Source organism: Exiguobacterium sp. UBA1053 (assembly GCF_002316465.1).
Taxonomy (GTDB): Bacteria; Bacillota; Bacilli; order Exiguobacteriales; family Exiguobacteriaceae; genus Exiguobacterium_A; species Exiguobacterium_A abrahamii.
This window is the reverse complement of the sequence record NZ_DCDO01000013.1, coordinates 1,091,232-1,104,402: the sequence shown is the minus strand read 5'-3', so window position 1 is coordinate 1,104,402 and position 13,171 is coordinate 1,091,232. Positions and strand designations below refer to the sequence as shown.

Below are 13,171 nucleotides of genomic sequence, written 5' to 3'. Positions count from 1 at the left end.
TAGACGAATAAATATAGTCATAATGCTTAAAATATCTTCAAAGTAAGAGATACAGGTTCACAAAGAAAACTTAGAACGACAAAAAAGCAGGACGGGATTTTACTCCCAACCTGCTCCGATGCCCATTAATGATGTTCGACGACGATCTTCCCAATCATTTTTCCGCTCTCGACGAGACGGTGTGCTTCTTTCAGATTGTCAGCGTTCATGCCGATTAACGTCTGTGTCACCGTCGTCTCAAGTGTATGCTCTTCGATCCATGCTGCGACTTGCGTCAGAATCTCATGTTGGCGGATCATGTCCTCTGTCGCAAACAGCGGACGCGTGAACATGAACTCCCAAACGAACGTCGCACTCTTTTGTTGGAGCGCACTTAAATCGAGTTTTTGATCCGTCTCGACGATGCTACAGATTTTTCCTTGTGGTGCAATCACATCAACCATTGCCTCAAAATGTTGGTCCGTCGCATTGAGACAGAAGATATAGTCGACGTATTTGTAACCGAGGGCTTCCAGCTGAGGACGGAATGCCTCGTGGTGATTGATCGTATGATGGGCACCGTGTTCCTTCGCCCAATCGATCGTCTCGTCGCGTGACGCCGTTCCGATGACAGTCAGTCCAACGTGATTTGCGAGTTGTGTCGCGATTGAACCGACACCACCAGCAGCTCCGATGATGAGGATCGTCTTCTCGAGATTCGACTTAGCATCAAACGTCAATCCGAGACGATCGGTCAATGCTTCATAGGCTGTCAGCGTCGTCAACGGGAGAGCAGCGGCTTCGCTGAACGTCAACCGTTCCGGCTTTTTGGCGACGATTCGTTCATCAACGAGTTGGAAGTCACTGTTTGACCCGGGGCGCTGAATCGCACCGGCGTAATACACTTCATCACCGACTTGGAAGAGGGAGGCATCATCGCCGACTTCAACGACGACTCCGGCTGCATCGTAACCGATGACCTTCGGGGCGTCTTCGTCTTTCCCGTGAGCACGGACTTTCGTATCGACCGGGTTGACGGAGACGGCTTTGATCTCAACTAAGAGATCGTGTCCCGTTGCTTCCGGGCGTGGTAGTTCCAGGTCAATCAGACTTTCGTGTTCCGTTAGTGGTAAGTGTCGGTGGAAACCGACAGCGGACATGTTCGACATCGACAATCATCCTTTCCAGATAGGAATCTCTTCTCTCCATCTGTTCCACGCTCGCTTCGTCTTAAAACCAGTTGCGAAACTTTGAAAACGGATTCCCCTTCTGTCGTCAACGGAAGAATGCTGGATAGATATGGTAGCATATGAGAGTAGCTATTATTTTTTGAGAAGGAGCGATTTTGTATGTATGACGTCATCTCTCTACCGGCAGGACCGACTCAAGTCACGATTGAACGTTACCTCGTCCATGCCCACCCGCACCCCCGTCCGTATCGACCCGCGCGTTTGATTGCCTTACGTCAAAGTGGTGGCGTCATGCATCGACTGTATCGCACGGAGCGGGAAATCGTGCTCTCTCCGCACGAGGCACTCGCCCCACAAGTCCAGCGGCTCTCGTTCTCGCAACAGGAGCGTGTCCTTGCGTATATCGAAGAACGTCGCGCGAGCTTCGGTTTTGATGAAGGGGAGGAATACAAGTTTTACTTACTCGAAGTGGCATATGAGCTTCGTCACCTGCCACGAACGGATCGACCGATTCGGGCACATACGTACTATCAACTGGATGAGCTGTTGTCGGGTCGACCGCTTGTCTTACGAGCCAAACAGAGGGAGGAAATGAAATGAAACGCATTCAACAGATTGGAATTCCAGTGAAGGATATTAAGCGTAGTACAGCATTTTATCGGGATGTGTTGCAATTATCTGTCCTATTTGAACTCGAGACGATGGTTTTCCTTCAGTGTGGGAATATTCGATTGATGTTAACTTTGCCAGAGACAGAGGCATTCGATCATCCGAGTTCCGTTATATATTTTGAGGTTGATTCGTTGCAAGTAGAATATAAGCGGATGCAAGAACAAGGTGTCGTTTTTCTCGGAGAACCACACATGATCACGCGTTCCGATAGGGAAGAGACGTGGATGGCGTTCTTTAAGGATTCGGAACAAAATACGATGGCATTGACGGCGCAAGTTGCTGTGACGGTCTAAACGAAATAGCCTGCTTCAGATCACATGGTTCGTGACAAGAAGCAGGCTATTTTTAAAGCGCTGGCGTCGGCGTCGGTGTGACACCAGTCTTCGCGTACGCTTGATCGATGGCAGTCCGGATTTCTTTGACGGAGCTACCTTTTTGATAAGCGACGATTGACTGTGCCGCGATATCGAGACACGTACCACATGTAATGCCGTGCGTCGTCCAGGTCGTGGAACTAGCAGTCTGCTCTTCGATGAAGCAGTCATAGTTGCTTGTATGACCAGCAGATTCACCGCAACCGCAATAACAAGGCATCTTCTTCAAGAGATCAGGATGTTTAGCGACGGAGCGGTAAATCGTTTGGATCGACTCATCCTGTTCGTTCAGAAAAGCGGGTAACGTGTCTGGTCCCGCGGTCTTCTCGAGTTGATCACCAACACCGTGGCTGGCATGGTCAGCATGATCTCCGTGATTCGTCTGTTCTGTCTTCGGAGCACCCGTTTGATCAGCTGTTCCGCATGCAGCGAGCAACAGGCTGATACTGAGGGGAAAGGCGTAACGATATAGTCGTGTTTGCATAATGTGCCTCTCTTTCATCGTCTTACCTTCATTATAAGGAAAGACGTATCGAGAAGGCGTGACGATTTGTTGACGCTTACTTGGCGAGTGCTTCCGTGATCGTCTCGATGTTTGCTTGCATCATGCTGTAGTAAGTGTCGCCATCCTTACCCGGTGCACCGAGTGAGTCAGTGAAGAGAGTACCACCGATCGGAACACCAGTCTCCCTTGAGACGGTTTCCATGCTCCGCCGATCGACGCTCGTTTCGACGAACAGGACAGGGATATCTTGCTCCTTGATCGTATCGACGATCCGGCGGACTTGAGCCGGAGTTCCTTGATTATCTGAGTTAATCTCCCAAATATAATCCGCTTTGACGTCATAGGCAGTTCCGAAGTATTTGAAGGCTCCTTCGCTCGTGACGAGATGACGTTCTGCTTTCGGAATAGCGGCAAACTGCTGTTTCGCTTCCTGATCAAGCGTCTGCAATTTTTTGATATAGGCATCGGCATTTTTTTCGTAGTCGGCTTTGTGCTTCGGATCTTCCTTGATTAATGCCTGCTTGACGTTTTCGACGTAGCGAATCCCATTGCTTACGTCGAGCCACGCATGCGGATCAGTCTCCGATTCTTTGCCCTTCGTCGTCAGGTATTTCGGTTCGACGCCTTTGCTTAAACGATAGACGGGCGCGTCAGATGCGTCTTTGCCAGTCGTTGCCCGGAGTTTATCGAACCACGCACCGCCGGCTTCCAGGTTCAACCCGTTGTAGAAGACGACGTCAGCATTTGCCATCGCTTGTACGTCTGCTGGAAGTGGATCATACTCGTGCGGGTTTGCCCCGATCTTGACCATGCTGTGGACATCGACATGTTCACCACCGACCTCACGTGCGAGGTCAGCGAGAATCGAATATGTCGCAACGACCTTCAGCTTCCCGTTATCTTCTGCTGGTGTCGAACAAGCAGCAAGCAAGACCGTGCTGAGGAGGACGAACAGAAAAAGTTTTACTTTCATACAGTAGACTCCTTTCGTTTCCGGTGACGCATCAGACCGTGACGTGGTGAGAAGACGAAGACGAGTGCGAACAACGTCGTCGCGACGAGGACGATCGACGCACCGGAAGATAGATTATAGATGAAGCTGAAATACAGTCCGACGATGGCGGACAGCGTACCGAATCCTGCCGCTAGGAACAGCATCCTTGAGAGACGGTTCGTCAGTAAATACGCGGTCGCTGCTGGTGTGATCAGCATCGCGACGACGAGGATGATGCCGACGGTCTGAAGTGAAGCGACGGTGACGAGTGTTAGTAACGTCATCAGTCCGTAATGAATCCAACGCGTCGATAGTCCATAGGCTTGCGCCATCGTCGGATCAAACGAGCTGATCAGCAACTCTTTGTAGAACAAGAAGATTCCACCGAGGACGATCAATCCGATGATGACGGTCATCCACATGTCGCTCGGACGGACCGCGAGGACGTTACCAAACAGAATGTGATAGAGATCACTACTGCTACGCAAGAACGAAATCAGGATGATCCCGAGGGCGAAGGCGGATGTGAACATGATTCCGATTGCCGTATCGTTCTTGATGCGACTGTTCTGGCTAACGAAGCCGATTCCGAGTGCAGTCACGAGTCCTGTGACAACGGCGCCGATCAGGAAGTTGATCCCGAGTAGGTAGGAAATCGCAACACCAGGTAAAACGGCGTGCGAGATCGCGTCCCCCATCAACGACATTCCGCGAAGGATGATGAAACAACCGATCACACCACAGATGATGCCGACCATGATGGCGGTGATCATCGCTTTTTGTAAGAACTCATACTGAAGTAATGCCTCGATGAACGTCATCCTTGTCCCTCCTTGCGTCGTTCGAATAAAGGTAAGCCATACGCTGGTTCGAGCCATTCCGGTGTCAAGATATCAGCCGGTGGACCGACAGCGATCAGTTGTTTGTTCAACAGCATCAATGTGTCGAAGTAGTCCTCTGCTTTATGCAAATCATGGTGGACGACGACGATCGTCCGCCCTTCGGCTCGAAGGGTCCGTAAGAGTTCGATGATCATCTGCTCACTCGCAACATCGATGCCGACGAACGGTTCGTCCAGCAATAGTAGCTCTGCTTCTTGGGCAAGGGCGCGCGCTAGAAAGACCCGTTGTTGCTGTCCACCTGACAGTTCACCGATTTGGCGTTCGGCATGATTGGACATACCGACGCGTTCGAGGCATTCCATCGCGAACGCTTTTTGGGTCTTCGATGGTCGTTTGAATAAGCCGAGCTTCGGATAACAGCCCATCAACACGACATCCTGCACACGAACCGGGAAGTCCCAATCAATTGCACTTCGTTGCGGGACGTAAGCGACGCGTGACCGGACGTCTTCGAGTGATTGGTCGAGCACGCGTAACTGCTCGATCCGAGCCGGGATCAGACCGAGGATGGCTTTTAAGAATGTGGATTTACCAGCACCGTTCGGTCCGATGATGCCAATCAACGAAGCGACCGGAAGACGAACGGATACTCCGTCGAGTGCATGGGTATCAAAATAAGAGACGGTGAGACGATCAACGTCAAGGGCGTACATGAATGATCACTCCTTTGGTTTTGTGGTATATAGAAGGAAAGTTTCCTTAGGGCAAAAAATAAAGTAAAAATTTTAACTCCAATCACTGGAAAAAGATTCGGTCTACAAATAATGTTTCCTTAAGGCAAACTTTAAAGCCATAGGAAACAGATGTCAACTGTTTTTCGATATCGATCGCGAATCAACTCGTGCTAAGATGAAAAGGCAGAATACAGGGGGTGAGGAGATTGCGTCAGACAGCAGAACAACAATGGAAGTGGCTCTTGCTCGATGCGCTCGCGAAGGAAAAGCGGGAGCAGGCACAGCAAGTCATCGAAGAGGTCTATCCGTATGATATCGCGCAAGTGTATGAAGAGTTGGGCGAAGACGATCAGGCACGACTCCTCGACTATCTCGATCACGAGCGATTGGCGGATGTCCTCGAGGAGCTCGAAGGGGAGCAACGTCTCGCCGTCTTACGCCGTTTAGACGTCGAGCGTGCCGGGCACGTCCTCGATTTAATGGAAAACGATGATGTCGCGGATGTACTTGAGGAACTGGGACCGGAAGAGACCGACCGTTTGCTTGGTAGCATGCGGACGGACGAGGCACTGATCGTCCGCAATCTCTTGACGTATCCACCGGAAACGGCCGGGCGCTTGATGACGAACCGGTTCATCTGGGTCGGCGAGGATTTCACGGTCGGTGAGACGGTCGAGAAGATGCGCGACTACATCGAATACTCGGAGACAATCAACTACGTCTACGTCGTCAATCAACTCAGTGAACTCGTTGGGGTCATCTCATACCGGGATGTCATCTTAGCTGAAAACACGGAACGGATCAGTGACGTCATGGAGACGAAGGTGATCCGGGTCGCGGCAGAGACCGATCAGGAAGAAGTCGCGCAACTGTTCGAACGCTATGATCTCGTCTCGTTACCCGTCGTCGAGGGCGACATTCTCGTCGGATTGATCACGGTCGATGATGCGCTTGACGTCTTACGGGAAGAAGCAAACGAAGACATCGAGAAACTCTCGGCATCCGGTAAATCGATTGATTTCGAGACGAAGCCGTGGATTGCTGCGACCCGTCGCTTACCGTGGCTCGTCTTGCTACTGTTCATCGGGCTCGTCTCCGGATCAATCATCAGTCAGTTCGAAGAGACGCTCTCAAAAGTCGTCGCGCTCGCCTTCTTCATGCCGATGATTGCTGGTATGACCGGAAATACCGGTACCCAATCGCTCGCGGTCGTCGTCCGCGGATTGATCACGCGTGAAGTCGATAAGCGGGTCGCGACTCGATTAATCCTGCGAGAACTCTGGGTTGGTTTAATCATTGGTATCATTTGTGGCATCTTGATCGCCGTCATCGCCTACGTCTGGCAAGGGAGTGCCGTCTTAGGACTTGTCGTCGGCAGCTCGCTCGTCATCACGTTGATCTTTGGGACACTTGCTGGAACAATCATTCCGCTCATCTTACATCGTCTAAAGATTGACCCGGCAATCGCATCCGGACCATTGATCACGACGTTGAACGATATCTTGTCGCTCCTCGTCTACTTCGGGATCGCCACGGCATTCATTAGCCGCTTGATGTAAAAAACCGAACCGATTCATCTTCGTCAAGAGGAAGGGAATCGGTTCGGTTTTTTCATGTGTGATCATTCGTCGTGCGAATCCAGATCGCGAGTGGACCAACGTCGTCAAAGCCGGCTTCAAGCGCTGTGATCAGGTGATCGCCATACTCGTAACCGACGAGCGATTGACCGGGAAAATGTGCTGAACTCAAACGTGCGATATCATCCCATAAGCGTTCGTCGAGGTAATCGGAGTTGACGTACGTTAGTCCGGTCGTCACTTGATTCGAGTAGGCAATGCAACTTGCTTGTTGCGCCTCTGAATAGAAGAAGCGGACAGCGGGATGTTGCCATAACGTTGTGGGCAGCTCCGGTGTTGCCTGGATAGCCTGGAAGCGAGCGAACTGATCGAGATCCGTCACGACGGACCAATCGACGGGAAGGGCACGGCGATCGAGTATGGCAGGGCGGGTCATCCATTCTGCTGTAAATAAATGACTGAGACCGGCACTCGAGAAATCATAGCTTGCCGTGCAGTCCTTGATGCTATAGACATCCGTGACACCAATTCGCTGATGGGGAAGCCGGACCATCAGTTCCGGATAATAGCTCGGTACGCTTCCTTGAGCGTGCCAGGTCGAATCAGTTTCCGTCACCCGGCAACCGGCTGACTCACAGACGAGGCGACACCAATCGAAATTATTTTGGATGGCAGCTTGGCGCATGGATCATTCCCCCTTATTCATCCTCCGGTTGTTTAATCAGGACATACGATAACGTGGCAATCAGTGTTAAGAACAACCCGCAGCCAATCGTGATGTATGCCATCGTAAAGACCTTACCGAGCGTCGTCGTCGGAACGAATGTTGGATGCCCAACCGTACTTAGTGTCGTGATACAAAAGTAAAGTGCATCCACCAGCGATAGATTTTCTTCCGTGCTATAGAAAATCGTCCCGGAGACGAGCGTCAACAGGCAGAGAATCAATAGACCACGAAAGTAAGATAAGTGAAAGGCGCGGCGCAATCCCTTGAATAAACGTGAAAAAATCGTCAGTACAGAAATCATGGAATCTCTCCTTTAGGATCGTTGCGTCGAGTCCATCGTATCATGAATGAAATAATCGTTCTTTCCGGCATGTTTGACGCGGTACATCGCTTGGTCAGCATGCTGAATCAGCGTGTCGAGATCGACGCCATGATTGGGTGAGTAACTAAGTCCGATGCTCGTTCGGATTTCAATGGTTTCTTCAGCGAACCGGTAAGGGTTGTCTTGCAAGTACGTCAACAGATTCGCAGCATAGGCATGGAGCGTAGCGACAGACGGATGACGATAGAGTAAGAAGAATTCGTCGCCACCGACACGGGCAGCGAACCCATTCTGTTCCGCATGGTGTTCTAGAAGGCGAGCGATATGAATCAAGAAGGCGTCACCGATTTGATGTCCATACGTATCGTTGATGGTTTTGAAACCGTCGAGATCGACGACGATGATCGCAATATGATCAAGCTCGAGTAACTCTTGTGCCGCACGTTCGTAAAAGCTTCGGCGATTCGCAATCTTCGTCAACGGATCGTGGTAGGCGAAGAAACGAATCGTCTGCTCCGCTTCCTTGAAGGACTGGATATCACGAATCAATAACATCCCGTGCAGTTCCTGTTCGATGAAGACGAAATCGGCATCCATGACGACGTAGCGTTCTTGCTGTCGCGCTGTCAAAATCTTCGTTTCGAATTCGTTGAACTTACGTTGCGATAAAAAGTGTGTCATATAATGCAGCGACCAATCGGCTTGTTTTTTATCCGGTAAGTAGGTCGAAAACGTACATGCCGTTAAGTCATCGGTCTCGAACAGACGATGAGCAGCTGGGTTGGCACTCTCAATTCGTCCGTCCCGGTCGAGCAGCAGGATTGCCGAAGGATTCAAATTGTAGAGCGTCGCGAAACGCTTCTGATAGGACGCGAGATAATCGAATCGGCGCATTGCGATTGCCAGTGCTCCTGCCCAGAACAAACCGCCATACATATAGGCATACGGTGGCATGATGCCGTAGAACGACCAGTAGCCGAAGACGATATCCCATACGAGAACGAGAATCGCGACACTGAGTAAGACGTTTATGATGCCACGACGTGCATCTTTCAAGTGTGTCCGTGCGTACACGAGCAGACCGATGACAAGGAGATGGAAGATGTTCCCGACCGTCATCGTCACTAGATATTGTGTGTTGAATTCAGGGTAGATGAACTGTCCGACCTGTGTGAATTGCTGACTGTTGATGACGTTCGTCTGGAATACGTATGTCGTCAGCACGACGCCCATCGGAAGATAGAAGATCCATGGGTACAATAAACGTGGCATTCGTTTCCACAAATTCGAGACGCGAAAGATGAAGTGGAGCGATGTACTGAAGACGATCAGACCAGCGTTTCCGAACCAGTAGGTCACGAATGCCGGACTAAATTCGATCGGGGAGGCATTCCGGAAAAATTCACCGAGGAATAACATCCCGTAAGCGAACGTGAATAAGCTAAGCAGTCGGTGTTGTGGACGTGATGGATTGCGTAAAAATATATCAATCGACATGTAGAACATGATGAAGGTCGGAATCAGATAGACGATTGTAAAAAGAAACAAGGATGGCATGGCGTTCCGCCCTTCTAGATAATTTTTAGGTAGATAGTCTCAGTATAGTGGGCGAAGATTGCTGAGGCGGATTGAAATTTCAAAAAAAGGGGAATCAGTCGAGATTTAATGTTAGTCGTCGTATTTTGGCGATCCCTTCGAGACCTGACGGATCATGATGTGTCTTATGGGCGACGAAATGTTCATCGGCTTCCGTCGTCCGGATTCGTAACGGACGTTCGTCACGATGGACGACCTCGAAGATCACCTCAGCCAGAGCTTCTGCCGATTGGCGATCGGCATGTCGCGTCCGATACGTCTGCAAATAAGCCGTGATGATCGGTTTGAAGTCGTCTTCGTGTAAGCCACCCGTCCGTTCAAGTTGATCGAGAACCGTTGCGGTAAAGTTCGTCTCGACGGCGGCTGGTTCAATCAGGGTGACGTCGATGTTGAAGTATGGTTTATAGTAGGTCGCAAGACTTTCGAACAGCCCTTCGATCGCGAACTTACTGGCACAATACAGTTCATTCATCGGTTGACCGACGAGACCACTGACGCTTGAAGTCGCGAGTAAGTGACTACCGTCCGGTGCTTGTTTGAGTAGGGGAAGGCAGGCTTCGATCGTCCGGATGACACCGAAGACATTCGTTTCGAAGAGTTGCTTGATTTCATAACTCGTCGCTTGACCGAGTGCGCGCAGTAAACCATGACCGGCATTGCAGAACACGACGTCGAGATGATCGACCTCCTGTTCAATTTGACGAACGGCTGCTTTCACGCTTGTTTCATCCGTCACATCGAGCGGCAAGAAGGTGAGCGTCGGCAACGACACGGTCATTTCGTCTGGACTCCGGACACCAGCGTAGACGAACCATCCGGCGTCTGCGAATCGCCGCGCCGTCGCAAGACCGATACCGGAAGAAGCACCCGTGATCAAGATCGTTTGCATATCAATTCCTCCGTTCTGAAAGTATTTGTCTTCTATTATTTACCCGAATTACCGTTGAACTATTTGCATTAAAATTGCATATTGTAATGAAAAAACTTAATATAAAGAAAAAGGAGGCAGGAATCGATGGGGCAAATCGAACGGTTGCAACAGATGCGGGAATGGATCAAGACGAGTCCTGAAATTTCGCTCGATCAATTGATGCAGGAGTATCAGATTTCACGAGACACTGCACGTCGTGACGTCATCGTCCTCGAACAAGAAGGGGAGATCATTCGCGTTAAAAATGGATTAGTCCGTGCTGGTGGAACACTTGCATATGAACAGCGGACAGAGAAACCAGAAAAACGGCGGATCGGGCAGCGTGCAGCGCGTCACGTCCAAGCGAACGATCGCTTATTGCTCGATGCTGCAACGACGGTATCTGAGATGGCACGAGCACTTCCGCCTTATCCACTACAAGTCATCACGAACTCCCTCGACATCGCAGACTATGTCGGAGCTCGCACGGATATTGAGCTGTACGTCACGGGAGGACGTTTCGACCGGCATGCGCGAAGCTTGAGTGGGATCAAGACGGCAGACGACATCCTGAATTATCAAGTCGATTGTGTGTTTCTTGGAGCATGTGGATTGACGGAAGAAGGACTTTTTGCGGAACAACTCGAAGAAGCGGTCGTAAAGAAAGCGATGATTCGAAGTGCGACCCGTGTCATCGTCCTCGCAGACCATACGAAATTCAATAAGCGTTTTTTGCATAAGGTCTGTGATTGGGAACAAATCGATGTGCTCGTTACCGATCAAGTTCCAGACGCAACGTGGCAAGAACGACTAGATCATTATCATGTCAATCTCGACGTGACAGAGGAGGAAACAACATGAACCCGATTCAAACGACGCTCGTCGGATTCGGCTTTTCAGCGGTGACGTTCCACGTTCCGTTCTTACAGGCATTACCGGCATTTGAAGTGACACAAGTCGTCTCCAGTCGACCGGAACAGGTAGCACAACATTTCAGTAAGGCGACGGTCGTCGCGACACTTGCTGAAGCCTTGCAGGATGAGAACACGGAACTCGTCATCATCACGACACCAACGGCACTCCATTTCGAAATGGCAAAACAAGCAATTGAAGCAAAGAAGCACGTCCTACTCGAAAAGCCGGCCGTCGTGACGATCGAAGAAGCACTGGCGCTGCAAACGTTAGCAAAACAACACGGCGTTCAAGTCGCCGTCTATCAAAACCGTCGTTTTGACGGTGACTTCCTGACACTTGAACAATTGATGGAAATGAACGAGATCGGCGACTGGCAAGTCATCGAATCACGCTTTGATCGCTATCGCCCGGTCGTTCGGGAACGCTGGCGTGAACAAGCGGGAAGTGGCGCCGGCATTCTGTTTGATCTCGGCTCACACTTACTCGATCAAGCACTCGCCTTGTTCGGAGAACCGGATGCACTGACGGGCGACGTCTACCTGCAACGTGACGGTGCTGTCGTTGATGACGGTTTCCATATCACGCTACATTATGGTACACGTCGTGTCATCCTTCGTTCGACGTCCTTCATCCAAGGACCAACGCCACGTTTTGAGTTTCATGCGACGCGCGGCAGTTACATTAAATACGGAATGGACCCGCAAGAAGGACGGCTTGCGAAAGGTCATCCGGTGAACGAACAGCTCGGTGAAGATGAAGTAGATTCCTATGGTTACCTCCAGATCGCCGATCAGCCAGTCGAGCGTCTCGCGACACTTCCAGGCATTTATGCGACGTTTTATGAACAGTTGGCGGAGGGACTTCGCGGAGGACGAGTACCTGTCGATTTACGTGACGCGGAAAAAACGATGCGCTTGATTGAAGCGGTGCGCATCAGCAGTGATGAAGGACGACGCCTCTTACGAAAGGAATGGGATGCATGGAAGAATTGAAGGTGTTGCTGGCGGAAGAGGACGAACTCGTCTTAACGTCCTTGACGAATACGGAAGCGATTGGGATGGGACATGAATTGATCGGACGGGCGATGAAGGAGAACTTATCGATTGCAGTTGAAATCAAACGGAACGGGCAGCGTTTATATTACGCGGCGCTCGACGGTACGGCACCGGATCAGGAAGAGTGGATCCGCCGGAAATCGAACGTCGTCTTGCGGCATGGCTATAGCTCGCTCTACATGCGTCGGTATAATGAAAGTAAACATCGCTCGTACCACTCGATGTATGCCGTTTCGCCAGCTGATTATGCCGATGCCGGTGGATCGTTCCCGATTCGGATCGAAGGAGTCGGTGTCGTCGGTACGATCACCGTTTCCGGTCTATCGCAGGAAGCGGATCATCGCCTCGCGACGGAAGCGTTGCGCTTACTTAAGAGACAACAGCTGGGGCAATAAGGTATTTATAAAACACAAGTGTTGATTCTCGTGCAAGACTTCGCTTTCCGCGGGCGGAAGGCGAGCCTCCTCGCCGCATTCGCGCCTACGGGGTCTCACCCATTCCGCTTTTCCCGCAGGAGTCTTCGTCTTGCACGTTCATCAACGGATCGTTCGACACGAAAAAACCGAAATGCTGAAGTAGATCCACTTCAGCATTTCGGTTTTTTTATGTTCTATTTGATAGATCATGAGAAACAGTCGGACTCACGTTGTTCACGCGACTCCTACAGGAAAAAGCGCAAGATATTGCGCTGTCAGAGACAAACAAGACCCGTGTGGGCTGTCACTGACAGCCGAGACTGGCTTGTGTCTCGCCTGAGGAAAGCGCGTGAACGAATCGTG

15 protein-coding genes are annotated in these 13,171 nt (G+C 50.7%); 6 read left to right on the top strand and 9 right to left on the bottom strand.

Annotated elements, in window-relative coordinates; translation table 11 throughout:
- Nucleotides 1-125: 125 nt before the first annotated feature.
- The gene (locus B3G15_RS13235; RefSeq protein ID WP_290721757.1) at nucleotides 126-1,139 is read right to left on the bottom strand and encodes a zinc-binding alcohol dehydrogenase family protein; all 1,014 of its coding nucleotides are present in this window, start codon (nucleotides 1,137-1,139) and stop codon (nucleotides 126-128) included.
- A gap of 189 nt (nucleotides 1,140-1,328) precedes the next feature.
- On the opposite strand from B3G15_RS13235, the gene B3G15_RS13230 reads away from it, so the two are divergent.
- Nucleotides 1,329-1,769, top strand: coding sequence for a hypothetical protein (locus B3G15_RS13230; RefSeq protein WP_195864325.1), 441 nt, complete (start codon nucleotides 1,329-1,331; stop codon nucleotides 1,767-1,769).
- A complete protein-coding gene (locus B3G15_RS13225) occupies nucleotides 1,766-2,134 on the top strand; it encodes a VOC family protein (RefSeq protein ID WP_290721711.1) in 369 nt (122 codons plus the stop codon). Before B3G15_RS13230 ends, B3G15_RS13225 begins: the two co-directional genes overlap by 4 nt.
- A gap of 52 nt (nucleotides 2,135-2,186) precedes the next feature.
- Here B3G15_RS13225 and B3G15_RS13220 read toward each other — a convergent pair whose 3' ends face one another.
- The 4 genes from B3G15_RS13220 to B3G15_RS13205 all read right to left on the bottom strand — a co-directional run bounded on the left by B3G15_RS13220 (nucleotide 2,187) and on the right by B3G15_RS13205 (nucleotide 5,269).
- A complete protein-coding gene (locus tag B3G15_RS13220; protein WP_290721709.1) occupies nucleotides 2,187-2,699 on the bottom strand; it encodes a PCYCGC motif-containing (lipo)protein in 513 nt (170 codons plus the stop codon).
- A gap of 76 nt (nucleotides 2,700-2,775) precedes the next feature.
- Complete coding sequence (locus tag B3G15_RS13215; RefSeq protein WP_290721708.1) at nucleotides 2,776-3,693, bottom strand: metal ABC transporter substrate-binding protein; 918 nt, start codon at nucleotides 3,691-3,693, stop codon at nucleotides 2,776-2,778.
- Entirely contained in the window at nucleotides 3,690-4,535 is an 846-nt protein-coding gene (locus B3G15_RS13210; protein ID WP_290721706.1) for a metal ABC transporter permease, read from the bottom strand. Before B3G15_RS13210 ends, B3G15_RS13215 begins: the two co-directional genes overlap by 4 nt.
- Entirely contained in the window at nucleotides 4,532-5,269 is a 738-nt protein-coding gene (locus tag B3G15_RS13205) for a metal ABC transporter ATP-binding protein (protein WP_064299209.1), read from the bottom strand. The genes B3G15_RS13210 and B3G15_RS13205 overlap by 4 nt, the downstream gene beginning before the upstream one ends.
- Before the next feature lie 227 nt (nucleotides 5,270-5,496).
- On the opposite strand from B3G15_RS13205, the gene mgtE reads away from it, so the two are divergent.
- The gene (gene mgtE / locus B3G15_RS13200; protein ID WP_058264504.1) at nucleotides 5,497-6,849 is read left to right on the top strand and encodes a magnesium transporter; all 1,353 of its coding nucleotides are present in this window, start codon (nucleotides 5,497-5,499) and stop codon (nucleotides 6,847-6,849) included.
- 52 nt (nucleotides 6,850-6,901) lie between these two features.
- Here mgtE and B3G15_RS13195 read toward each other — a convergent pair whose 3' ends face one another.
- From B3G15_RS13195 to B3G15_RS13180, 4 genes are all read right to left on the bottom strand, one after another.
- On the bottom strand, nucleotides 6,902-7,552 hold the full coding sequence (locus B3G15_RS13195) for a hypothetical protein (RefSeq protein ID WP_214771777.1): 651 nt from the start codon (nucleotides 7,550-7,552) through the stop codon (nucleotides 6,902-6,904).
- 13 nt (nucleotides 7,553-7,565) lie between these two features.
- Nucleotides 7,566-7,895 carry a potassium channel family protein gene (locus B3G15_RS13190; protein ID WP_214771774.1) on the bottom strand — a complete coding sequence of 110 codons (330 nt, stop codon included), beginning with the start codon at nucleotides 7,893-7,895 and terminating at the stop codon, nucleotides 7,566-7,568.
- Nucleotides 7,896-7,907: 12 nt separating this feature from the next.
- A complete protein-coding gene (locus B3G15_RS13185) occupies nucleotides 7,908-9,473 on the bottom strand; it encodes a sensor domain-containing diguanylate cyclase (RefSeq protein WP_290721702.1) in 1,566 nt (521 codons plus the stop codon).
- 94 nt (nucleotides 9,474-9,567) lie between these two features.
- Nucleotides 9,568-10,401: an SDR family oxidoreductase gene (locus B3G15_RS13180; RefSeq protein ID WP_214771758.1), complete on the bottom strand. Its 834-nt coding sequence runs from the start codon at nucleotides 10,399-10,401 to the stop codon at nucleotides 9,568-9,570.
- A 126-nt stretch (nucleotides 10,402-10,527) separates the two neighbouring features.
- Here B3G15_RS13180 and B3G15_RS13175 point away from each other — a divergent pair, with 126 nt between their 5' ends.
- Genes B3G15_RS13175 through B3G15_RS13165 form a run of 3 tightly spaced genes read left to right on the top strand, consistent with a single transcriptional unit; the run spans nucleotide 10,528 to nucleotide 12,787 of the window.
- Complete coding sequence (locus B3G15_RS13175) at nucleotides 10,528-11,283, top strand: DeoR/GlpR family DNA-binding transcription regulator (RefSeq protein ID WP_023469569.1); 756 nt, start codon at nucleotides 10,528-10,530, stop codon at nucleotides 11,281-11,283.
- Nucleotides 11,280-12,329, top strand: a complete 1,050-nt coding sequence (locus B3G15_RS13170) for a Gfo/Idh/MocA family oxidoreductase (RefSeq protein ID WP_290721699.1) — start codon at nucleotides 11,280-11,282, stop codon at nucleotides 12,327-12,329. The genes B3G15_RS13175 and B3G15_RS13170 overlap by 4 nt, the downstream gene beginning before the upstream one ends.
- Nucleotides 12,317-12,787, top strand: coding sequence for a heme-degrading domain-containing protein (locus B3G15_RS13165; protein WP_023469567.1), 471 nt, complete (start codon nucleotides 12,317-12,319; stop codon nucleotides 12,785-12,787). The genes B3G15_RS13170 and B3G15_RS13165 overlap by 13 nt, the downstream gene beginning before the upstream one ends.
- Nucleotides 12,788-13,171: the final 384 nt, after the last annotated feature.

Bases quoted from the DNA above. Each gene is read 5' to 3' on its own strand.
- B3G15_RS13235 (WP_290721757.1), bottom strand. From the start codon at position 1,139: ATGTCCGCTGTCGGTTTCCACCGACACTTACCACTAACGGAACACGAA.
- B3G15_RS13230 (WP_195864325.1), top strand. From the start codon at position 1,329: ATGTATGACGTCATCTCTCTACCGGCAGGACCGACTCAAGTCACGATT.
- B3G15_RS13225 (WP_290721711.1), top strand. From the start codon at position 1,766: ATGAAACGCATTCAACAGATTGGAATTCCAGTGAAGGATATTAAGCGT.
- B3G15_RS13220 (WP_290721709.1), bottom strand. From the start codon at position 2,699: ATGCAAACACGACTATATCGTTACGCCTTTCCCCTCAGTATCAGCCTG.
- B3G15_RS13215 (WP_290721708.1), bottom strand. From the start codon at position 3,693: ATGAAAGTAAAACTTTTTCTGTTCGTCCTCCTCAGCACGGTCTTGCTT.
- B3G15_RS13210 (WP_290721706.1), bottom strand. From the start codon at position 4,535: ATGACGTTCATCGAGGCATTACTTCAGTATGAGTTCTTACAAAAAGCG.
- B3G15_RS13205 (WP_064299209.1), bottom strand. From the start codon at position 5,269: ATGTACGCCCTTGACGTTGATCGTCTCACCGTCTCTTATTTTGATACC.
- B3G15_RS13195 (WP_214771777.1), bottom strand. From the start codon at position 7,552: ATGCGCCAAGCTGCCATCCAAAATAATTTCGATTGGTGTCGCCTCGTC.
- B3G15_RS13190 (WP_214771774.1), bottom strand. From the start codon at position 7,895: ATGATTTCTGTACTGACGATTTTTTCACGTTTATTCAAGGGATTGCGC.
- B3G15_RS13185 (WP_290721702.1), bottom strand. From the start codon at position 9,473: ATGCCATCCTTGTTTCTTTTTACAATCGTCTATCTGATTCCGACCTTC.
- B3G15_RS13180 (WP_214771758.1), bottom strand. From the start codon at position 10,401: ATGCAAACGATCTTGATCACGGGTGCTTCTTCCGGTATCGGTCTTGCG.
- B3G15_RS13175 (WP_023469569.1), top strand. From the start codon at position 10,528: ATGGGGCAAATCGAACGGTTGCAACAGATGCGGGAATGGATCAAGACG.
- B3G15_RS13170 (WP_290721699.1), top strand. From the start codon at position 11,280: ATGAACCCGATTCAAACGACGCTCGTCGGATTCGGCTTTTCAGCGGTG.
- B3G15_RS13165 (WP_023469567.1), top strand. From the start codon at position 12,317: ATGGAAGAATTGAAGGTGTTGCTGGCGGAAGAGGACGAACTCGTCTTA.